The following is a 20,748-nucleotide window of genomic DNA, read 5'->3' as shown; positions in this document are numbered from 1 at the left end:
TGTTTTCGGCAAAATGGCCCTAAAACAAAAAGTCCTGCGGAGTAGCTTCGCAGGACTTTTTTATGGCTATAAGTTAGGTCAGCTTAAACAGCTTTCATCTCCTGGCCTTGCTCGTTGTAGGCTTCAATAGGAGCGCAGCTGCACACCAGGTTACGGTCACCGTAGGCGCTGTCAATCCGGCTTACGGTTGGCCAGAACTTAGCGGTGCGGGTGTACGGCACTGGGTACACGGCCCGCTCACGGGTGTACGGGAAGTTCCAGTTTTCTGAAAGAGCCACGTGCGCCGGGTGTGGAGCGTTTTTAAGCAGGTTGTTTTTCTGATCAGCCTGTCCTTCTTCAATCTCGCGGATTTCTTCGCGGATAGAGATCATGGCATCACAGAAACGGTCCAGCTCTTCTTTGCTCTCACTCTCGGTAGGCTCTACCATCAACGTACCCGCTACCGGGAATGATACCGTTGGGGCGTGAAAACCATAGTCCATCAGACGCTTCGCGATATCTTCTACTTCTACGCCCGCCTTTTTGAACGAACGGCAGTCTAAGATCATCTCGTGGGCGCAACGGCCGTTGGAACCAACGTACAACACTGGGTAGTGGGCCTCCAGACGCGCTTTGATGTAGTTCGCGTTCAGGATGGCCATTTTGGTAGCCTCGGTCAAACCTTCGCCGCCCATCATGTTGATGTAGGCGTAAGAGATAGGCAGAATGCTGGCGCTACCCCAAGGAGCCGCAGAAACCGCGTTGATGGCCTCCGGACGCTCCAGGTCTACCACCGCGTGGCCTGGCAAGTAAGCCGCTAAATCAGCGACTACACCAATCGGGCCTACGCCTGGTCCACCGCCACCGTGCGGGATGCAGAAGGTTTTGTGCAGGTTCAAGTGACACACGTCCGCGCCGATGTTGGCCGGAGAGGTCAGGCCTACCTGGGCGTTCATGTTGGCGCCGTCCATGTACACACGGCCGCCGTTCTCATGAATGATTTGGCAGATTTCAATGATGCTCTCCTCGTACACGCCGTGCGTGGATGGATATGTCACCATAAGGCAAGACAGGTCATCTTTGTGCTCCTCGGCTTTCGCGCGCAGGTCAGCTACGTCAATGTTTCCTTTCTCATCGCACTTCACAATCACCACTTTCATGCCGGCCATTACCGCCGAGGCAGGGTTGGTGCCGTGCGCCGAGGACGGAATCAAAGAGATGTTGCGGTGATGGTCGCCACGGGCTTCGTGGTACGCTCTGATCACCATCAGACCGGCGTACTCGCCCTGGGCACCGGAGTTCGGTTGTAAGCTCATGGCCGCAAAACCAGTCACTTCGCACAGCCACGCTTCCAGGTCTTTGAAGATTTGGGCGTAACCTTGGGCCTGGTCTGCCGGGGCAAACGGGTGCATCTGCCCGATCTCGGGCCAGGTTACTGGAATCATCTCGGCGGTGGCATTCAGTTTCATGGTGCAGGAACCCAACGGAATCATGCCGTGCGCCAGCGAGAAGTCTTTGTTCTCCAGGTACTTCATGTAGCGCAGGATCTCGCTCTCAGAGTGGTACTTGTTGAAGACTTCGGCCTGCAGGTACGGAGAGGTCCGGATCAGGGCTTCTGGCCAGGTGATCTCAGTTTCCTCCGGAACGGCGTCCAGCTCTAAAGTGGCATCGGGTTTTCCGGCTACTTTCGCGAAAACGGCCAGAATATCCTTCACCTCGTCCAGATCAGTGTTCTGGTTGATGGAAATGCCTATATTGTTGTCCCCAAAATAACGGAAGTTGATCTGGGCCGCCTCGGCCTCCTGGCGGATGGCTTGCTGCAGTTCAGCGCTCTCCACCCGCAGTTGCAGGGTGTCAAAGTAGTTTTCGTTCAGTTGCTCAAAGCCCAGACGCTCCAGGCCTTTCTCCAGGATTTGGGTCAGGCTGTGGATGTTCAGACCGATGTATTTCAGACGGCGCGGGCCGTGGTACACGGCGTACATCCCAGCCATCACGGCCAGTAATACCTGCGCGGTACAGATGTTAGAGGTAGCTTTCTCGCGGCGGATGTGCTGCTCGCGGGTCTGCAGGGCCATGCGGTAGGCTTTCTGCCCGAACGCATCCTGCGAAATCCCGATAATACGGCCCGGGATATTGCGCTTGTACTCGTCTTTAGTGGCGAAGAAACCAGCGTGCGGTCCGCCGTAGCCCATCGGAACCCCGAAACGCTGCGAAGAACCAACTACCACGTCGGCACCCATCTCACCTGGTGATTTCAACAAGGTCAAACTCAGCAGGTCAGCGGCAACGGCTACCGGTAAACCAACTTCGTGGCCTTGCGCGATAAAATCAGTGTAATCGAATACCTCACCGTCGGCGGCAGGGTACTGCACCAGGGCTCCGAACAACGTGTCGTCTTGCAGGTTGACTTCGCGGTGGTCACCAATTACCAGTTCAATGCCCAGCGGCGTGGCGCGGGAAAGCAGCACGTCAATGGTCTGTGGCAATACCTGGTTAGACACAAAGTAGCGGTTCGCGTTTTTGCGGGCACCTTTGCGCAAAGAGTACTGAAGGTTCATGGCCTCAGCAGCGGCAGTAGCCTCATCCAACAAAGACGCGTTGGCGATGGCCATGCCGGTCAGGTCAATGATCAGGGTCTGGTAGTTGATCAAGGCCTCCAAACGGCCTTGGGCGATCTCGGCCTGGTAAGGCGTGTAAGCGGTGTACCAGCCTGGGTTCTCCAGGATGTTACGCTGAATCACCGGCGGCAGGATGGTGTCATGGTATCCCAGTCCGATGTATGATTTGTAGAGTTTGTTCTGCTTGGCAATCTGGGAGAACTTACGCAGGAAGTCACGCTCCGTGAGCGCGGCCGGTAAGTTCAGCGGTTTTTTCAAGCGGATAGCCGGCGGAACCGTCTCGTCTATCAATTGGTCTAGAGATGCTGCCCCAATGGTCTGCAGCATGTCCTGCATCTGTTCTTTCACCGGACCGTTGTGGCGCTCCTTGAAGATATCGGCAGGCTTGGTTTTAAAGATCATTTATCGCTGGAATTTAGGTAGATAAGTTTCTTTTGTCCTGTAACAAACGTTTGGTGCAAATGATTTTACAAAAGTACAGGTTATAATTCACTAATTACAGGGGGAGCGCTTAAATTGCAGGCAAGGTTGGGAAGAGGTTTGCATTATTGCTGTGTTTTTGGGAAAACAACCTTAAAACGTACTTGTTGCTCTAAGATCAGCTGTTATGAAAAAGTTAAAGATTGGGGTCCTGCGCGAAGGGAAGGTGCCGGTAGACAAACGGGTGCCGCTTACTCCTAAGAAGTGCCTTGAAGTGTTGCAGACTTACCCGCAGGTGCAACTGGTGGTGCAACCCAGCCCCATCCGTTGTTTTTCAGACGAAGAGTACGCCGACCTGGGCATTCCCCTGAAGGAAGACCTGAGCGGCTGCGATGTGCTGTTCGGGGTGAAGGAAGTGCCCGTAGACCAGCTGATCCCCAACAAGACGTACTTTTTCTTTTCCCACACCATCAAAAAACAGGCGCATAATCAGAAGTTGCTGCAGGCGGTGCTGGCCAAGAACATCACGCTCGTTGACTATGAGACCATCACCAACGCCAAAGGCGAGCGGGAAGTGGCCTTCGGCCGATGGGCCGGCATTGTGGGGGCGTACAACGGCCTGCTCACGTATGGGCGCAAATGGAACCTCTTTCACCTGAAGCCCGCCCACCAGTGCCAGGACATGGAAGACATGCTGGAAGAGTTTTTCAAGGTGAAGAACCTGCCCAACATCAAGATTGCCGTCACCGGGGGCGGAAGAGTGACCCAAGGTGCCCTGGAGGTGCTCACCCGCATGGGCCTGAAGGAGGTAACCCCCTTTGATTACCTCTACAAGGAGTTCTCTGAGCCGGTGTTCACGCAGCTGCGCTCCTCGCACTACCACGTGCGGCCCGACGTGGAGGTGTGGGACTCGCAGGATTTCTACCAGAACCCGCACCTGTACCAGTCCACCTTCCACAAGTTCTCGCGCGTGACCGACCTGCTCATGGCCTGCGCCTACTGGAACCCGGCCGCGCCCGTGCTGTTCACCCGCGAAGACATGCAGCGCCCCGATTTCAGGATCAACACCATTGCCGACATAACGTGTGACGTGAACGGCTCCATTCCCTGCACCAAGCGCGTAACCACCATTGCCGAGCCGGCCTTTGACTACAACCCCTGGACCGATGAACTGGAGGAGGCGTACAGCTCAGAGAAGAACATCACCATCATGGCCGTGGACAACCTGCCCTGCGAGTTGCCCCGCAACGCCTCGCGTGATTTTAGCCGCCAGATCATAGACAAGATCTTGCCCCACCTCTTCAACGGCGACAAAGACGGGGTGCTCAAAAACGCCACCATTGCCAAAGGAGGCCAGCTGTGCGAGAAATACAGCTACCTGCATGATTACGCGTTTCCGGCCCAGAACAAGCCAAACCACCACAAACTGGAGAACCTGTGCTAAGCTAGGGGCATGGCCTGCAGCCCTAAGGCGGGGACTTTCCTGTGATCAGTAGCAGAGGTTTGCGCAATCCACTCCAGGGAAGAGGCCACGTCGGCAAAATACTGCAGCTCAAAGGAGAAGGGTGTGTGCGTACTATACACCAGATGGCTCAGGTTAAGTTGGCCCAGCTCGCTGGTAGATTCCAGCACGGCCAACTTGCGCACCAGGGTTTGGGTAAGCAGGGGCAGCACGTCATCTATGAACCAATCCTGGTCATGGGGGTGCAGGCTTTTGAGCTTGCGGATGTCATAGACCCAACCCACCAGGTGGTGGGCCTTGATCACGTCCAGCACCCGCAGAATGGTTTGCCTGTAGATGCTGCTTGGCACAAACCCCTGGCACTCCACGTGAACTACACGCAGGTTGGTTTCTAGGTAAACGTTGATGTAGGGCAAGGTCTGGCAAGCTAACTTCACAAATCCTGGGGTTTAGATCTATTGGTGTATTAGGGGGTACAAATATAGGAGGTTTATAATAGGTTATATTACTATGGTGGAAAAAAATTGAATAATTCAATTTAGTATAAACCGCAAATAAAAAGCCCGCTACCAGCAACGTGAGTGCCTAATAGCGGGCGTATTACAAAAAGATATAGAAGTATTTCTATTGGTTCTCCATCTTGTCTGCAACTCCGTCTTGTACCGGTTCATCCTGCACAGAGACAGTGTCGGTGCTGGTGAAGGCAGAATCGGCTTCCGCCTCAACCTCGTTTGCCGCCGATTCCGCTCCGTTTTCAACGTTTTCGGCAGTTTTAGACTCACAAGAGGAGAATCCGAAGGCTACTGCCAGAGCGGCGGCAGCCAAAATTTTGGGTGCTTTTTTCATAGTTGTGTTCGTTTGGTTCATTACGCCTAGTATACGGCAGATATTACTATTTGGTCTACGTCTCTACTTTTCAACTGAAATAATCTCCGCGAGGGCTCTGCTGAATCTTCGGTAAGTTTGGTGATTAAGTAGTACTATTTTGATTTTTGCTTAGAAATTGAGCTGGAAGAGTGTAAGTTTATTTCGGTAGGTTGCTGTTGCAGGTTGCCGCTTAAATTCCTGAAATACGGTGCCTAAATTTAGATATAGGCAATAGAAATGAACGACTAATAACTGCTCTTGCCCTGCCTGTTAAGGAAGCCCGCATTTAACCTGATTTCTGGGGGGAATGATGCCAATAACATACGCAACGCAAAGCGACCGAGCCGATTTTGAGCCTGTTTTTCAGAAAGATAGCGTAAACTAAATATCGCTATATTATTGTATTTATTGGATTTTTATTTTCAAAATAATTATCCTTTCTAAAAATACGCTCGTTAAGAATGGGGAAAATAAATGTTCTATTTAACCCAAAAGCCAATGTTCTACCACGATCGTAAACTTCAGTACAAGGTAAGAGTTGACAAGCCCAATCCCCAATTTGCGCGTTTATTGCAGCAGGCTATTGGCGGGATTGAAGGGGAAATGAGGGTGTGCTTACAATACCTGTTCCAGGCCTGGAACAGCCGCGGGCCTGTGAAATACAAACACATGTTGTTAGAGACCGGAACCGAGGAAATTAGCCATATTGAGATGCTGGCCACCGCCGTAGCCTTAAACCTGGAAGGGGCCTCTGCTTCGCTGAAAGATGAGATAGTGGGGGCTAACCCTATTGTGGAGCAGGTAATGGGCGGCATGGACCCGCGGCACTTCCTGTCGGCTGGTTTGGGGGCCATGGCCACCGATGCCAACGGCGTTCCGTTCAACGGCTCCTGGATAGTGAGCAGTAATAACCTGGCCAGTGACATGTACGCCAACGTGGTGGCAGAAACTACCGGGCGCACCCTGGCCACCCGCCTGTGGGAGTCTACCGATGACCCCGGCATGAAAGACATGCTGGCCTTCCTGATTGCCCGTGACACCATGCACCAGAACCAGTGGCTGGCGGTGCTGGAAGAGCTGGGTGGCCTGAATGGGGTGCACCCAATTCCCAACAGCTTCCCGCAAGACCAGGAGGTGCAGGAGTTCTCCTATGCCTTTGTGACCACCAACATCTACAAAGACGACATGGCCGCCGGGCGCTGGTCTTCCGGGCCATCTATGGATGGGAAGAGCCATTTCCAAATGGTGCCCGGCGCACCGCTAGGCGATGAGCCCATGTTAGGACCGCCCCTGCCGCAGGCGCACGCCCAGGTAGAGCAGATGACCGGTTCTTCTGAGGGCGGCATCATCAACAAGATCAAGGATGCGCTCTAATTCCTGAAAAAGGGCTTAAAAACAGCGGCCTTCCTTTACGTAAAGGAAGGCCGCTGTTTTTACTTACGCCGGGCGCAGTTGCTCTTGCCTGAACAAACCCTCCAGCCTTCTTTTCCCTTGTTTGAGGGCGAAAAACGCGGCGTCATCGGGCACGCTCCAGTAAATATCGGTGATCTCGGCAATGGGGCCGGTGGGTTGGTCGGCGGGGCGCACCCATTCGCCAAAGGTGAAGGGCAGCCACTGCACCGCCGTGAACAGGTCTGGCCTTACCTTAAACTCCTCGTCTGAGTAGCGCAGCAGCAGCCAGCCGTTTATCTCGCCCACTTTCTCAAACACTTTGTTGTGAGGCTCCAGCAATTCAAACTCCCTGCGGTTGGCCGGGTGGATGGGGGCGTAGCCGTACCCTGGAAACCAGTTGTATAAACCAAATTCAAGACTCTTCTTGGGCATAATTCTCTTCTTCTCTCTTGCACGGGAGACTACAGCGTGATCTGCAGGTCACGGGCGGTCGCCTCCACTATCTCACGCGCGTATTTCTTTACAATAACTAGTTCGCCCGTCTGGCTGTAGTGGGTGATGGTGCTCTGGTCCAGGAGCATGGGCGTGGCGTAGGCGCCGTAACGCTCAATCAAGGCCCGCTGCACGGTGCAGAGCAGCTCGCGCCGGGCCTCGGTCTCCGGAGTCTTCAGCCGGGGCGGGTAAGGGTTGGGCGGCAGCCGGTTGGGGATCTGGCGTTTCTTGGCCTCTTTCAGAGAACCGTTGACAATCCGTTGCAGTTGCTCCTCGTACCGTTCCTGCTGCAGGCGGCCGTTGATGCCCTTGGTGTGGTACAGCCAGTTGTTGATACCCTGCTCCGGGTCTTGCAAGAGCTGCATCAGGGCGTTGGTGTTGATCACCTGCCCCGCCGGAATGTTCCACTTCTGGGCCAGCTGGTCGCGGAAATCATAGACGGGCTTCAGCACAAACTGCTGCAAGAGGGTAAGCCGCTGCGGAAACTTGATCTTCAGGTGCGGGTCTTCCAGTTCTACGTAGGTGATGGATTCCAGCAGTTGGTCTTCTTCCTCCAGCCAGTGCAGGCGGCCCAGCTCCTCTATCTTGGCCACCATGGCGTTCTTGAGCTGGTGCAGGTACAAAACGTCCTGCGCGGCGTACTCCAGCTGCCGTTTAGACAGGGGGCGCTGGTTCCAGTTGCTCATCTGCTGCGACTTGTCCAGCCTCAGGCCCAGCTCTTCCTCCAGCAAGGTACCCAGGGCGGCCTTGGCGTAGTTCAGGATCTTGGCGGCCACGGCCGTGTCTACCAGGTTGCGCACCTGGCAACCCAGCATGCTGAGCAGCATCAGGTCATTGTTGGCGTGGTGGAATATTTTGGTGCTCGCCGGGTTCTCCAGCACATCCCACAGGGGTTGCAGGTCATCCAGCGGAAAAGGGTCAATCAAAAAACAGGTGTGGCCGTCTGAGATCTGGATCAGGCACAGCGTGAACCCGTAGGTGTAATGGTGCTGGTCAAACTCCAGGTCTAGGGCTAGTTCTGGCTGCTGGTTTAAATGGTGCGCGGCCTCTTGCAATGCTTCGGCGGTTTGCACCACATGCACCGGCTTTCCTTCCAGAATAAATGCAGGTTCCTTCATAATCTTCCAAATGTATCCAAAAAACAGGATAGTTGCTTGACGCGGAAGCGGCGGCCGGTGTTGCCTTTTTGGGCTGATTTCCCAAAAACTGGCTAAAAACGGCTTGTTGGCATGCGCCGGCGGCTACCCTTTTCCAGAAAATTGAGGCGCAGGCGGGCCGGCCGAATGGTTCAGCCTGCCCGCCTGCGCCTCTCTGGCTGCTCCTGGCAAAGTAAGAATCTTCCGGGAAGGCTACTCCAGCAGGAAGCTTACCTCTACCGTGGAGGTGATGGTGATCTCGCCCAGGGCGATGGTGGGCCCCCCGGCATCCATGGCCGACATTTCGCGCATGGCGGCTTTGGCGTACAGCACGGGTCTGGGGCCGCCGTTGCCGCTCTCGTTGATCTGGTAGGGGCGGCCTACTTTGGAGCCCAGCTCAGAGGCCAGCAGCACGGCTTTCTGCTTGGCGTCCTGCACGGCTTTGCGGCGGGCTTCCTCCTGGTGTTTTTTCAGCTGGGTGGTCTCATAGGTGATGCCGTCTACGCGGTTGGCGCCCGCTTTGTAGAGGCCGGTCATGAGCTCGTCAAACCGGTTCAGTTTCTTGAGCGTCACCGAGATGGTTCTGGTGGCCTGGAAGGACTGCGGGGCCGTTTGCCCGTACTCCGGGCCTGAGTAAATGGGGTAAACAGACAGGTTCTCGGTCTGCACGTCTTTGTCGTCTATGCCGCTTTTCTTCAGGAAGCTGATCAGCGCGGCGGTGCGCTGGTCGGCGGCTTTGCGGGTTTCGTCCAGGGTTTTTTCCCGTATCTCCACCCCCACCCTGAAGGTGAGTTGGTCGGGCTGAACTTTCACCTCGCCCAGGCCCGAGGTGTTTACCAAAGGCGGCAGGGGGTGTTGCTGGGCGTACCCCAGGGAAGAACTGAAGGAGAGCAGCATGGCAAACACAAAAGGTAAGATGGTTTTCATAGTGGTTGGGTTTATGTTGCCGGGCAGAGTACAAGTACCATGCCGGGTTGCGGGGCTGCCGGTTTAACGCACGTTACCGGGGCAAGATTGCACGCCAAGCAGCATTGATGCGTATCTTTGCGGTTTACCCTAAGGCTTTGCCCGTTACTTGTATGCAGCAGCACCTTGCCATTTTTGACCCGTTTGACGGAATGCGGTTTGGAAACCACATCTGTTTTTCCTGCGGCACCACCATTCCGGCAGACCAGCAGACCACCATTTTCCCGGCCTGGCTCATGGAAAAGTATGGCCTTACCCATGAACTGCTTCGGCTGCTGGACCAGAGCGTGGTCACTTACCAGGACCTGAAGGTGCCGTGCTGCACTACCTGCCAGACACAGCACCTGGCCCCTCTGGAGGAGAAGGTGCAGGCCGCGGTAGCGCAAGGGGTGCCCGGCCTGCGGGCCCTGGACCAGAAGTTGCTGTTCCAGTGGCTGGGCAAGATGTTCTACGGCACGCTCATCACCGAGCTGATCAAGGAACAGAACCCGCTGGTGCGCCCCGAGTACGCCGTGAGCGAGCAACCCCGGATGCTGCTCAAGTTTCAGTCGTTCTTCAGGGTGCTGCAATCCATTCGGGTGCCCATGGAGTTTGCCGATTTCCTGCCCTGCTCGCTTTTCATCCTGGACGTGGATGCCTCGGCGGAGCCCAACCGCTTTGAGTTCCGCGACGAGCTCTCTACCATGATGTTCAGCCTGCGGCTGGACAATGCCCTGCTGGTCTGCTGCCTGCTGGACAACGGTATGATCAAAGACGTCATGCGCCCGGCGTGGGAAGTGATTGAGCCCCGGCAGCTACAGCCCATCCAGGCCGCCGAGTTCAGCGCCCGGGTCTTTTACGCCGCCTACCTGCTCAACGTGATCCCAGATTACCTGGTACGCCCCGTAAAGCCGCAAGACGACCACCTGGTCCTGGACACGCTCATTGACGATGTCACCAACGTGATCTTCAACCCCTGGCAGCACAGTTCCTACGCCCGGCTCCTGGCCACCGTCTGGGCCAAGTGGGGCATTACGCAGGAAGACATACTGCGCGATCCGCAGGAGCCCCTGAGCATGCTCTTCTCGCCGGAGGGCGAGTTTATTGAGTTTCCCCAGATTCCGGGGCAGGACGCCGCTAAGTAAGCGTCTTTCCGCCCCGGGCGTTAAATCTTACCAGAAGCCGTTTTAGGCCTGATTGTGCAAAATCGGGCCCAAAATGGCTTCTGGGTTTTAGGGGCGTTCAGTTCAGGGGCGCGGGCCGGTTTATCAGTTTCCGTGCCTTGTATTGGTTTTGGTGCGTTTGTGCGGTGCGGTATTGTGCAGAATGGCCCGGGTATAAACCTCTGGGTGAAAGCTTCGTACGCAAGAATGCAGTCCTTCCTGCTGCACTGACCTTAAACAAACTAAAACTATGGCTGAAATAAACATTGAACCCAAAAAACGATCTAGCTGGGCCTGGATCATTGCGCTGTTGGTCTTGCTGGTAGTGGGCTGGCTGGTGTACAAATACTTCTTTGAAACCCAAAACGGCGACACCATGAACACCGACACCGGCGTACCGGCCGGTATGGTCATGCCCCTGGCGCCTGCCTTCCTGTCTGTTTAACCCTCTACCGTAACACCAAGTACTATGGCATACCATGCAAACGACGGGGTGGCAAGGCTCGCCCCTTTACATGACCTTAAAGATTTTAAAGTAGCCAGCAGAGACTTAGACGTGAGGGGCTGGGAAGTGATAGGCTCAGACGGCAAGCGCATTGGCAAGGTAGATGATCTCATTGTAGACCGCGAACTCATGAAAGTGCGCTACCTGGATGTAGACGTAGACAAAGACCGCGTGCTGCCCGACACCGACGCCCGGCACATCTTGGTGCCCATTGGCGCGGCGCAACTAGACAACGACGGCGACCAGGTGTTCATCGGGATGGACCAGTCCACCTTGTCCCGCATTCCGTTTTACCGGGGCGGCGCGGTAGACGCAGACTATGAGTACCGGGTCATGCATGCGGTCACCAGCCCTGCAGATTCGTACAACAGCTCGTCCACTGCAACTTCCTCGGCGCAGCCAACCTCCGGCATGGGAACTCCCGGCGCTGATTTCTACAACCGCGAACAGTTTGACGAAGACCGGTTTTACAGCCGCCGCTCCCAGCACAGAGCAGCCCATGACCACATGGCGTCAGATACCTATGGCACCGGAACCTCCAGCTTTGGCAGCGGTACCATGGCGAACAGCGGCAGCCACGTGCACGATGACATCGCCACCATTGAGCGCCTGCGCGACATGCTGGACCAGGGCACCATCACCCAGGAGGAGTTCGCCGTCCTGAAGCGGAAAGCCCTGGGGATCTAACGGGCACCATCTGTTTCAGAGCAGTTTTCCAGAAAAGTGCCCTGAAACGGAAAACCTTGTAAACAAAAAGAGGAGCCGGTTTTAGAGCCGGCTCCTCTTTTTGTGTTAAGTGGGGCGTGTCACGGGTAGTTGTTGGTGGCTTCTACCTCATCAGAACCATGCGAAAAGGAAGCATGCTCCGGCGCGCTGGGCCCAGGGGTAGGCCGCTGGGGCGTACCGGCGTGTGCCGGCCAGGTGCGCTTCACGCGGGAGTACGTTCTGGATTTCCGCTGTTTGGTGAGCGCGTAGGTAGCCAAACCGGCCAGTGCCACCAAGCCGGCGGTAGCCAGCACCTTGGGCACCGTGTTGTTCACGGTGGGCGGTAACTGCACCACGCCGGTGGCATCTGTCACCGCAGGCTCTGGCACGTAACGGCCCCGGTTGGGGATGGCCAACTGGTCAAAGAGGCGCGCCAGGTCGTTCAGGCCTTGTTTGAGGGCCGGGCCCTGCATGGGCAACCCGTGCCCGCTGGCCGCAATTTCTGGTTGCAGCTCGGCCAGCCGTTGCACCGAGGTGCGGGCCGCTTCCCAGTCGGGGGTGAAATAGGCCGGTGGGCCGCACACTTCCTGTTTCTGGGTTAAGACGGCCAGGGCAGACTCGGGTTTGCGGGTCACAAAGGCATCGCCCACCAGCAACACCCGGTCATGCTCCCTGAAGAACGACACGTGCCCCGGCGAGTGACCGGGCGTTTCCACCCACCGCCACTCCGGCAAAAAGGGCACCGAGCCATCAGGGGGGAGCGTCTCCAGTTGCCCTCTAAACGTGATGGGCTTTTTGGGGTACATGAACGAGAGGTAAGCCATGCCGCCCCCACCCACGCTGGAGTCGGGCGGTGGATAGCTGGACAGGCCGGTCAGATAAGGCAACTCCAGCGGGTGCGCATACACCGGCACTTGCCAGAGGTCGGCCAGGGTTTGCAGGGCGCCCACGTGGTCAAAGTGGCCGTGCGTGAGCAGGATGGCCTTGGGCGGATTGCCCTTGCCAAACTTCTCCTCGGCGGCTTTTCTGATGCGGTCGGCGGAGCCGTACAGTCCGGCGTCAACCAAAACCCAGGATTTGTCTGGGTTCTCCACGTAGTACAGGTTCACGAAAACAATTTCCTGGCCCATGACACCTGGTGCCACCGGAAAGCAGGAGTGCTGCTTCTGCCGCAGAACGTTGCTTATCTGGTCTTGCATAGAGGGTTCTGCCTGCTTCGTTTAACTGTCCAGACGGCCAAACACGCTCATTTCATCGCCGGCGTCATGGCGGGAGTTCTTCTCGCCGTCGGTAGACTGGCCGCCCTGGCCGCCCTGGCTATTGCCCGGCTGCTGGCCGCCTTGCTGGAAGCTGGCCTTGTCATTGGCACCGGCTCCCGGCTCTTCAGAGGTTTGCTTCAGGTCATCGGCCGCCTGGGTGCCGTTGGGTAGTTTTTCCTTCTCGTTGAATTTATTATCCTGTTCCATGGTGCGGTTACGTTATGGTGTAAAAACAAGTGAATACCGGGCAAACCGGCTTGTGTTTGTACGGACATATCTGAAAGAGGGTGCCTTTCTGGCGGCAATTTCTGCCACCCTTTGTTGGAAAAGTCAGAATAGGTGCGTATACTAGTCATGACATTAAACGGCAGGCGCGTGCTGGTCTAACGAAGGAGCAGGGCCTTAATTTAGGGGAAGACCCATGCCACGCCGGAATTTTTCTCACCTGTTTACAGTTTATAAGACATGGTAAATTTGATCTATCCACCTAGCTATATGGCGGTTTACGCCAAGTGTATTGATGCCACCCTCCCCAACTTTGAGCCAGAAGAGTGGATTGAGGAAGGGCACGTGTACACGGTGAAACATTTCACTGAGCCCCTCAACCAGGAAGAAGGAATGGCGGTGACCATTATTGATGCCACCGGCGAGGAGATTCATCCATCACCCTCGCACTGGAGCTTTTCCTCTAACCGGTTTGAGCTGTTCTCTATTTTCCTGAACTAAGCGTTTTAAGGGTCTTTTACCAAAAAAAGCCTCAAAACAGAAAGGGCTGGCCATATGGCCAGCCCTTTCTGTTTTTATGGGTCCTACGGGTTAGAACTGGAAACCGCCCCGGAGCAGGAACTGGTTTTCTTCCTGTGAGGCGGCAAAGCCCACTGAGAGGACCACCTGGTTCAGGGGCGAGAGCCAGATGCCGCCGCCGTGGCTTCGGTGCCATTTTTTGGAGTTTTCGCCTTCCATCCACACGCGGCCAATGTCATGGAACCCGAAGACCCCGATGGAGGCAGGGAACAGGTAGGTAGTGAAGCTGAACAGGCGCAGGCGGGCCTCCGTGTTGTTGTAGAGGGTGCTTTGCCCGCTGAAGCGGTTGCGGCGGTAGCCCCGCAGCATGGTGGGGCCGTCCAGGGTTTGCGCCTGGAAGAACTCAAAGTCATCGCCAAAGGTGTGGCCGCCGCCAAAGCGGGTAGCCAGGGTCAGCTTCAGCGGAATGCGCAGGGTCTGGTAGAGGGCGAACTGCGAGTGCACCCGCGCCACGTCTGCCGAGTGGCGGTTAGTGCCCTTGAGCAGGTCGGCGGCTACTTGCCAGTACACCCCCTTGGCCGGCAGGGCCGCCAGGTCACGGGAGTCTAGCACGTATTCTATGCGGGCCCCGGCGTAGGCATGCGGTTCATAGTAGCCGGCCAGCCGGTCTGAGGTGGTCAGCTGCTCGGGCAGGAACCGGCCCGGCGTACGCTCCACGTTCACGGTCTGGTAAGCCGGACCCACGAAGATGGTCTCGTACTGGCTCAGCTTGCGGCCGGCCAAGACGTTGGCGTAGAACTGGGCAGACCGGAACCGGTAATACTCAATGTCTATGTCTGGGTTGTAGGCGGTCTCGTTGCCCAACCCAAAGAAGTTCTGCGAGAAGCCCGGGCTTTTCCAGTTCACGTTCACCTTCAGGTCAAGGCCTAGCCTCAGCTGCGGGAAATGGGCCCCGTAGTCTACCATGAACGACTTGGTCTGAAACGCATAGCTGGCTTCCAGGCGCTGCATCATGCCATACGGCTCTTTCTGGAAGCCCTGGGTTTTGAGCAGCACCCCGCCGCCCAGGATAAAGCCATCGTCGCGGTTATAATTAATGGAGGCCAGCGGGCCGAGGTAGTTGTACCTAAAGCTGCGGCGGTCATACACCGGCGTGGGCCGTTTACGGGTAAGGTTGCGGGCCTCAGGGCCCAACTGCAGTTGGGTGCCGTTAGGGGCATCGTACACGTAGGTCAGGCGGCGCAGGCCCACCACGCTGGAGCTGTCTGTGATAGCGTCCTGGCCGTCGCCTCCAATGATGCGTACCCTTATTCCGTCTGAGGCCTGGCCCTGCACGTTGAACGCATCGGCGCCGCCCAGGCCGTACAGCCTGATCTCGCGGGTCTCATCGGGCTGGAAGCGGCGACGGTACAGCTCGTCCTCGGGGGCGGTGCTCCCTTTCTTGTAGATGGTGACCAGGGTAGAGCCGCCGGGCTCGCGTCTTACCTCAAACTGTTCCTCCAGATCAGTGCCCACCACGTCTACTTTCTGGGCCAGGAACTCATAGTAGTCCTCGGCGTCGCGGCGGATGTAGGCCCGGCGGGCTTTGAGGGTGTTGGCCAGGCGCTCACCGGAGATCCTGTACACCTCTGGCGGCAAAGCACGGACGGCCTCGTCAATAGCCTCGTCGGTGAGGGCGGCGCGCACAGAATCGGCCATGGCCACCCAGTCAGCGCGTTCCAGTTTGGTGAGAAAGTAGCGGTCAAAGTAGCGGTTGTTGAAGTTGAAGCCCTTGATGTCGCGCAGGCTCTCGTCAAACCCCTGCACCTTGGGCAGGATCCAGCGGCGGCTGGCAATGTTGGGGATCACCCCTTGGTTCACGAAGAAAGCCTGGTCACGGTCGCGCGGTACGGGTTTGTAGAGCTTGCCCTTGCCTTCTTTCTTGAACTCGGCCCAGCGCCACTGGTCGTCGTGGCGGTCCCAGTCGGCAATGAAGAAGTCCAGGAGGCGGGCTCGGAGCAGGCTGCGCTGGTCCACCTCGTCGTTCTGGTCTTCCAGGGTGTTTTCCAGGACTTTGTCGGTGCCCACCACGTTCTCAGAATTCCCGAAGCTGGCCAGGTCAGACATGTCTTCGTCGGGACGTTCCTCAAACAGGCCAATGGTGTTGGCAAAGCCCTTGAGGTACTTCCCAAACCGCGGATCCTCCGGAATGGCAAAGTACTGCGGGTTGGTGTGGTACACGCCCACGGCGCTGGCCAGCCTTGGCACCACCAGCGCGCCATACGGGTGCGAGGCCGAGATCTGGTCTTTCACCACGTCGGCGGCAATGGTCTGGCGCAAGATGCGGGGCAGGGCCGCGTCGGGGTATTTCTCCACGGAGCGCAGCACGTACTGGCGGCCGGTGCTGTCTTCCAGGCGCAGGGACACGGTCTGAAAGCCGCCGCCGCGCTGCACCACCTTCAGGCCGCCTTTCTGGGAACCAATGTCAAAGACCGGCAGGGTAACGGGGGTTTGCCACTCGGGGCGGTAGTTTTCGCCCAGCAGCCACTCTCTGAAGCCGCTGCCCTTGTACACCAGGCTGGCCGGCAGGCTGGCCTTTTGCCCCGCGAAGTTCAGGTTCATGCGTTTGATCTGCGCCTCTAGCTGTTGCTGGGTGAGCTTGCGCGAGAGCAGCGCCCGGTGCGCCACCTGGCCCTGGGCGCTTTGGGCGTCTGGGGCGGTCCAGATCTCCAGCCAGGTTTCGCCGTTGGGGAAATACAGCAGCTTGGCAAACCCGGCGCTGGCCTGCGAGAAGTGCGCCGTGGCGTCTTTGGAAATTTTCCGGCTGTCAGCGCCCAAGCCCGCCGAAACAAAGTGGACGCTGTCCTTGGTCTGGTGCGCCAGGGCGGCCGAGTTGCCCTCAGCGTGTACCAGGCCCTTGTGCTGGGTGTACATCTGGGCCAGCTGGCGGTGCATGAGGCGGTACTCCAGGTTCTTCATCTGGGGCGAGATGCTCATGACCACCAGCAGGTTCTTCTCCTCGTTGCTGCGCAGCACGTCGTCCAGGGCGGCCAGGGTGGCGGTGCCGCCGGTAGTGGGGCAGCCGCGCTGTTCCTCTTCCTCGTCTATGCGGCGGTTGGGCAGCAGCCACTGGGTGTCTAGCAGGAGCAGGTGCACGTCATCGGTGAGGGCCACCTCAGAGGGGCCGGGGCAGTGGTTCTCGGGCAAGACCAGCTTCTCGTTATTAAGGTACTGCGCAATAAACCGTTCCTGGTTCTTCACTTCCTGTACCACGCGGCCCTTGGCGTCATGCTCGCCGGGCATTAAGATGATCTTGCCTTGGTAGCCTTGCAGGTAGTTGAGTTGCCGCTGCAGCTGCGCCTCCAGTTCTTTGCGGTTGGCCGCCGATACAGCCGGCAGGGTAGCCGGCTGAAAAGGATTCCCGATGAGCACCAGGGCGCTTTTCTCGCCGGATTGCTGCAACTGGGCTTGCAACAGCGGCAGGGGAGCCGCCGCAGTTTGACCCGGCGACCACCGGCCGGCCAGCAGCACCGTGTACGAGGGAGAACCAGATGGCAGGGATGGCAATTGGGCCCAGGCAACCAGGGGCGCAAACACCCAGGCGCAAAGTTGAAGAAGGATTACCCTGTAGGGTAAATAGTCTCTCATGTTCATTTTTTAAGGAGCTGGCAGCTCTCTGGTTTTGCGCCTGCTTTCTGGAAAACAGGGCCAAAACAAGGAACCGTACTTTGAAAAACCGGGATGCACCGGCTGTTTGCCGCTGTTTACGCAGTTTTGGCCCTCTAAGGTTGGCGCAGCCCCTGCTTTCATGCCGGCGCTGCCAGCAAGCCTGCTGCCTGGGGCAATCTTTCCCGAAAAGGAATAAACCGGGCCGTTTTGTTGTTTCACGCTAAGAAGAAGACTCGCATTATGCCCGCGTTAGACAAAGAACTCCGCAAGGCCATTCTGGCTCTGCCCGCCGCCCGCAAAGACAAACTGTTGCTGCAGCTGCTCACGCCCAACCAGTTGCTGCAGGAGCAGCTGGCCTTTGAGTTGCTGGAAGGCCCCGATGGACTGGAAACCCGAAGAGAAGCGCTGCATGCCCACATTCAGGCCGTGGCGCAGGGCTTTTACTACAACGCCTCTGAACTGCTGATCGCTTTGCGGGCGCTGTGCCCGCTCCTGAACAACCACGCCAAAGTAACCGCCGATGCCTACGGGGGAGTCAGCCTGCTGCTGTTGCTGCTAAAGGAAGTACTGTTATACCAGCAGGACCTGGTGCGTGACCTAACCGGCGCCACCGAACCGCTGGGGGTGTTCCTGGCCAAACAGACGCAGGAGGCGCTGCAGAAACTGCAAAAGCTGCACGAAGACCTGCACGTGGAGTTTGCCGACGATTTGAACCAGGTCTTGCCCAAACTGCATGCCTCGGCCGCGGGGTATACCGCCCGTAAGTTGGGCGTGCCAGTCCGTTGGGAGTAAACCCAGGCCTCGCTGTTGTTTTTTAGACTGCTGAAGTGCGCTTCCCAATAGAAAGCAAGCGGAGGGCACAATTGGTGTTTAGGGCGTGTTTTTGGCGAAACGGCCCCAAAACAGAGAGTGTGTGCTAAGCCGCAAAAGTTACGCGGCCTCTACCCAATAGCTCTCCGGCACGCCTTGGTGCAAGGCCTTGATGGTAAGCAGGCAGCCCGCCAGGTCCTGGTGCAGTTGGCAGGCCCAGATGACCAGTACCTGCCAGCCTGCCGCTTTAAGTTTTTGACGGTGCTGCTGGTCCCGCTGCTGATTGCGGGTGAATTTTTCGGTCCAGAAGGGGAGGTTGGTTTTGGGCATGGCGGGCAGGCAGTGCGGACACCGGTGCCAGAAACACCCATGCAGGAAGATGGCCAATTTGCGGCCGGGATAGCAGACATCGGGCTTGCCCGGCACGTGCTTCCAATGAATGCGGTAGCCGCGCAAGCCATTCTGCCACAGGGCGCGCCTCAGTAGCAACTCCGGCTGCGTGTCCCTGGACTTGTTGCCGCGCATGTAACGGCTCACCCGCTCCTGGGCGGTGAGCGGAACGGCATCTGCAGCGGCGTACTTCTTCTTCTTTTTGCGGGGCATACCAAGGGCGTGTGCAAAGAAAACATAAACAGCGCGCCGTGAGTGCCCAAGCCTTCCACTTTCTGCGCCCGGCGCACCTTTGCAGGCTACAAACCGTTGGCGTAGCCCAAAAAAGAAGGAGCCGTTTTAGGGCTGTTTCTGAGAAAACAGGCCCAAACGGCTCCGGTAAAAAGATTAACGCTAATACCTCTGGTGTTTATTTGCTGTAGCGAACCACCTGGTGGGGTACTGCCGGAATGTCTTGCAGATAGGCGTAAATGGCTTCCAGGTCTTGCTGTTCCATGCCGGCGTACATTACCCAGGGCATGACCGTGTTAAACGCACCCTTGGCTACCGTTTGGGTGTGGAACGAAGAATCATTGTACTGCTTAAACCGGTTTATAAAGGCCTCCTTGGTCCAGTTGCCCAGGCCAGTTTTCTTGTCGGGCGTAATGTTGGCCGACCGGAGGGTGCTTCCGTCCGGGAGCTTGAACTCCATGCCGCCGGCAAATTCCATTCCTGGTATGTTCTGGCCCTTTTCTTTAGGCGTATGGCACTCTCCGCAGGCTGCCGCCGTGGCCAGGTACTTGCCGTACAGCAGCGTCTCTGACTTGGCGGGCATGGGTTTGAGGCTGGCTTTCCTGGGCAGGGTGTTCATGATGAAGTTCATGGGGAACTCCGGCTGCGAGTCTGGGATGTCGTTCTCAATGGCGGGCAGCGTGCGGATGTACGCAATCACGGCCTCAATGTCTTCCTGGGCCAGTTGGCCGTACAGGTGGTGGGGCATGACCGGGAACAGGGCCTGCCCGTTCTTGTCTACCCCAGCGGTGATGGCCCTGAACAGCTCCCCGTCGGTCCAGTCGCCCACGCCGGCCGGGGTAATGTTGCGGGCGAAGAAGGTGCCGGGAAAGCCCATGTCCTTGGAGAAGGCTTCGCCGCCTTTGCCCCAGGTGCCCGGTTTGGGCGGACCAGAGTACTTGGTCCAATCCCGTTCAGAGTGACAGTCAACGCACACCATTACGTTGTGGGCCAGGTACCTGCCGCGGGCAACCTGGCTTTCAGTGCCGGTGATCTTGATCTCGGGGGCTTCGCCTACATCGGGCAGGGCCACCTTCACGTATGCCAGGGCAGATAACACTACCACCAGTAGTCCAGCCATGCCCATGAATAAGTACTTGCTTGCTTTTTTCATGTGTCACTCTGTTCTTGTTTACTATAAATATAATATAAACATTCTTATAATAAAAAGAACTAAGCGACTGTCTTGAAACAAAAAGCCCCGCCTATGGGTATAAGCGGGGCTTTTCTGCGTGGGGCAAAAGGTGCTACTTCACTTCTTCCGCGTCGCTGAACTGGTTGCCGCTGTAAGAAACCAGGACAATGGCGCCAATGGCCACCGCGGCCACCGACAGCACCAGCTGCACGGGCGTCATTTTCTGACGCACCTTGAGCAACATCCGGCCGGCATCAGCCAGCAGATCTGGTAGCACATCATGGTTGCCTTGGTACACGTGCACAATAGACTCTACGGTTCTGGCGAAATCTTTGGGCTGTACAAGCTGGGTGGAGGTATTCTGTGATTGTTCCATAGTGTTAGTTTCTTGGTGTCTCTAGAGGTAGTCAAGGTGTACAAAAAATCCCGGTCTGGCCTGTGGGGCCGAACCGGGATTTTTATACGCAAACGCAGCCGCTAAGGTCGCGCTTTTTTAGAACAAGTTAGGCCACCTGTCCGCCGGCGCCGCGTACCGCCTCCGTTATCTTCTGGATGATCTTGTCTGGGCTGAACATCATACTGGCCGGAAAGCTCACCTGTACGTTGTTGATCTGCAGGGTTTGCGTGGCTTCTTCATACGCATAATCGGCGGTAACGCCTTGCTTAGACACGCGGCCGCTGTTGCCGGCCAGTTCAATGCCCGCTGCGCCCAATTTGCCTCTTAGCGTGTTATACAGATCTGGAGTGATTCCGGTGTAGGTAGCACTGTTTGCCATAGGTAAAGTAAGGTTAAGGTTGGGTAGAATTG

20 protein-coding genes are annotated in these 20,748 nt (G+C 57.0%); 7 read left to right on the top strand and 13 right to left on the bottom strand.

All coding sequences use genetic code 11. The features are described 5' to 3' along the window. Window positions 1-83: 83 nt before the first annotated feature. The gene (gcvP, locus tag JT718_RS14995) at window positions 84-2,999 is read right to left on the bottom strand and encodes an aminomethyl-transferring glycine dehydrogenase (protein ID WP_205503523.1); all 2,916 of its coding nucleotides are present in this window, start codon (window positions 2,997-2,999) and stop codon (window positions 84-86) included. A gap of 205 nt (window positions 3,000-3,204) precedes the next feature. On the opposite strand from gcvP, the gene JT718_RS14990 reads away from it, so the two are divergent. Next, complete coding sequence (locus JT718_RS14990) at window positions 3,205-4,461, top strand: NAD(P)-dependent oxidoreductase (protein WP_205503522.1); 1,257 nt, start codon at window positions 3,205-3,207, stop codon at window positions 4,459-4,461. Here JT718_RS14990 and JT718_RS14985 read toward each other — a convergent pair. Together JT718_RS14985 and JT718_RS14980 are read right to left on the bottom strand one after the other, a co-directional pair. Further along, window positions 4,458-4,916 carry a hypothetical protein gene (locus JT718_RS14985; RefSeq protein ID WP_205503521.1) on the bottom strand — a complete coding sequence of 153 codons (459 nt, stop codon included), beginning with the start codon at window positions 4,914-4,916 and terminating at the stop codon, window positions 4,458-4,460. The two genes, JT718_RS14990 and JT718_RS14985, sit on opposite strands and share 4 nt — an antisense overlap. Window positions 4,917-5,103: 187 nt before the next feature. After that, complete coding sequence (locus JT718_RS14980; RefSeq protein WP_205503520.1) at window positions 5,104-5,325, bottom strand: hypothetical protein; 222 nt, start codon at window positions 5,323-5,325, stop codon at window positions 5,104-5,106. Between the two features lie 519 nt (window positions 5,326-5,844). On the opposite strand from JT718_RS14980, the gene JT718_RS14975 reads away from it, so the two are divergent. Beyond that, a complete protein-coding gene (locus tag JT718_RS14975) occupies window positions 5,845-6,720 on the top strand; it encodes a manganese catalase family protein (RefSeq protein WP_205503519.1) in 876 nt (291 codons plus the stop codon). Between the two features lie 63 nt (window positions 6,721-6,783). Here the strand turns inward: JT718_RS14975 and JT718_RS14970 are convergent, their stop codons facing one another. From JT718_RS14970 to JT718_RS14960, 3 genes are all read right to left on the bottom strand, one after another. Further along, window positions 6,784-7,170 (bottom strand): DUF6960 family protein, encoded by a 387-nt coding sequence (locus JT718_RS14970; protein ID WP_205503518.1) that lies wholly within the window; start codon window positions 7,168-7,170, stop codon window positions 6,784-6,786. A gap of 29 nt (window positions 7,171-7,199) precedes the next feature. Beyond that, window positions 7,200-8,348 carry a ribonuclease D gene (locus tag JT718_RS14965; protein ID WP_205503517.1) on the bottom strand — a complete coding sequence of 383 codons (1,149 nt, stop codon included), beginning with the start codon at window positions 8,346-8,348 and terminating at the stop codon, window positions 7,200-7,202. Window positions 8,349-8,579: 231 nt separating this feature from the next. Further along, window positions 8,580-9,293, bottom strand: a complete 714-nt coding sequence (locus JT718_RS14960; RefSeq protein WP_240337114.1) for an SIMPL domain-containing protein — start codon at window positions 9,291-9,293, stop codon at window positions 8,580-8,582. A 152-nt stretch (window positions 9,294-9,445) separates the two neighbouring features. On the opposite strand from JT718_RS14960, the gene JT718_RS14955 reads away from it, so the two are divergent. The 3 genes from JT718_RS14955 to JT718_RS14945 all read left to right on the top strand — a co-directional run bounded on the left by JT718_RS14955 (window position 9,446) and on the right by JT718_RS14945 (window position 11,666). Beyond that, entirely contained in the window at window positions 9,446-10,456 is a 1,011-nt protein-coding gene (locus JT718_RS14955; protein WP_240337113.1) for a hypothetical protein, read from the top strand. Between the two features lie 268 nt (window positions 10,457-10,724). Next, window positions 10,725-10,919, top strand: a complete 195-nt coding sequence (locus tag JT718_RS14950; RefSeq protein ID WP_205503516.1) for a hypothetical protein — start codon at window positions 10,725-10,727, stop codon at window positions 10,917-10,919. A 24-nt stretch (window positions 10,920-10,943) separates the two neighbouring features. Continuing rightward, on the top strand, window positions 10,944-11,666 hold the full coding sequence (locus JT718_RS14945) for a PRC-barrel domain-containing protein (protein WP_205503515.1): 723 nt from the start codon (window positions 10,944-10,946) through the stop codon (window positions 11,664-11,666). A gap of 119 nt (window positions 11,667-11,785) precedes the next feature. Here the strand turns inward: JT718_RS14945 and JT718_RS14940 are convergent, their stop codons facing one another. Together JT718_RS14940 and JT718_RS14935 are read right to left on the bottom strand one after the other, a co-directional pair. Next, complete coding sequence (locus JT718_RS14940) at window positions 11,786-12,883, bottom strand: MBL fold metallo-hydrolase (protein ID WP_205503514.1); 1,098 nt, start codon at window positions 12,881-12,883, stop codon at window positions 11,786-11,788. 21 nt (window positions 12,884-12,904) lie between these two features. After that, on the bottom strand, window positions 12,905-13,150 hold the full coding sequence (locus JT718_RS14935) for a hypothetical protein (protein ID WP_205503513.1): 246 nt from the start codon (window positions 13,148-13,150) through the stop codon (window positions 12,905-12,907). Window positions 13,151-13,438: 288 nt separating this feature from the next. On the opposite strand from JT718_RS14935, the gene JT718_RS14930 reads away from it, so the two are divergent. After that, window positions 13,439-13,669 (top strand): hypothetical protein, encoded by a 231-nt coding sequence (locus tag JT718_RS14930; RefSeq protein WP_240337112.1) that lies wholly within the window; start codon window positions 13,439-13,441, stop codon window positions 13,667-13,669. Window positions 13,670-13,759: 90 nt separating this feature from the next. On the opposite strand, the gene JT718_RS14925 is transcribed toward JT718_RS14930, so the two are convergent. Next, window positions 13,760-17,314, bottom strand: a complete 3,555-nt coding sequence (locus JT718_RS14925; protein WP_205503511.1) for a BamA/TamA family outer membrane protein — start codon at window positions 17,312-17,314, stop codon at window positions 13,760-13,762. A 261-nt stretch (window positions 17,315-17,575) separates the two neighbouring features. Here JT718_RS14925 and JT718_RS14920 point away from each other — a divergent pair, with 261 nt between their 5' ends. Continuing rightward, a complete protein-coding gene (locus JT718_RS14920) occupies window positions 17,576-18,127 on the top strand; it encodes a hypothetical protein (protein WP_205503510.1) in 552 nt (183 codons plus the stop codon). A gap of 138 nt (window positions 18,128-18,265) precedes the next feature. On the opposite strand, the gene JT718_RS14915 is transcribed toward JT718_RS14920, so the two are convergent. From JT718_RS14915 to JT718_RS14900, 4 genes are all read right to left on the bottom strand, one after another. Then, window positions 18,266-18,748: a very short patch repair endonuclease gene (locus JT718_RS14915; RefSeq protein ID WP_205503509.1), complete on the bottom strand. Its 483-nt coding sequence runs from the start codon at window positions 18,746-18,748 to the stop codon at window positions 18,266-18,268. Between the two features lie 196 nt (window positions 18,749-18,944). Further along, window positions 18,945-19,919 carry a c-type cytochrome gene (locus JT718_RS14910; protein ID WP_205503508.1) on the bottom strand — a complete coding sequence of 325 codons (975 nt, stop codon included), beginning with the start codon at window positions 19,917-19,919 and terminating at the stop codon, window positions 18,945-18,947. Window positions 19,920-20,052: 133 nt separating this feature from the next. Further along, complete coding sequence (locus JT718_RS14905; RefSeq protein WP_205503507.1) at window positions 20,053-20,316, bottom strand: hypothetical protein; 264 nt, start codon at window positions 20,314-20,316, stop codon at window positions 20,053-20,055. A 127-nt stretch (window positions 20,317-20,443) separates the two neighbouring features. Then, on the bottom strand, window positions 20,444-20,716 hold the full coding sequence (locus tag JT718_RS14900; protein ID WP_205503506.1) for a hypothetical protein: 273 nt from the start codon (window positions 20,714-20,716) through the stop codon (window positions 20,444-20,446). Between the last annotated feature and the right edge of the window lie 32 nt (window positions 20,717-20,748).

Origin of the sequence: Rufibacter psychrotolerans (genome assembly GCF_016924645.1) — a bacterium.
GTDB classification, from domain to species: domain Bacteria; phylum Bacteroidota; class Bacteroidia; order Cytophagales; family Hymenobacteraceae; genus Nibribacter; species Nibribacter psychrotolerans.
Note: the sequence above shows the minus strand (reverse complement) of the source record. Positions and strands in the feature narration are given on the sequence as shown.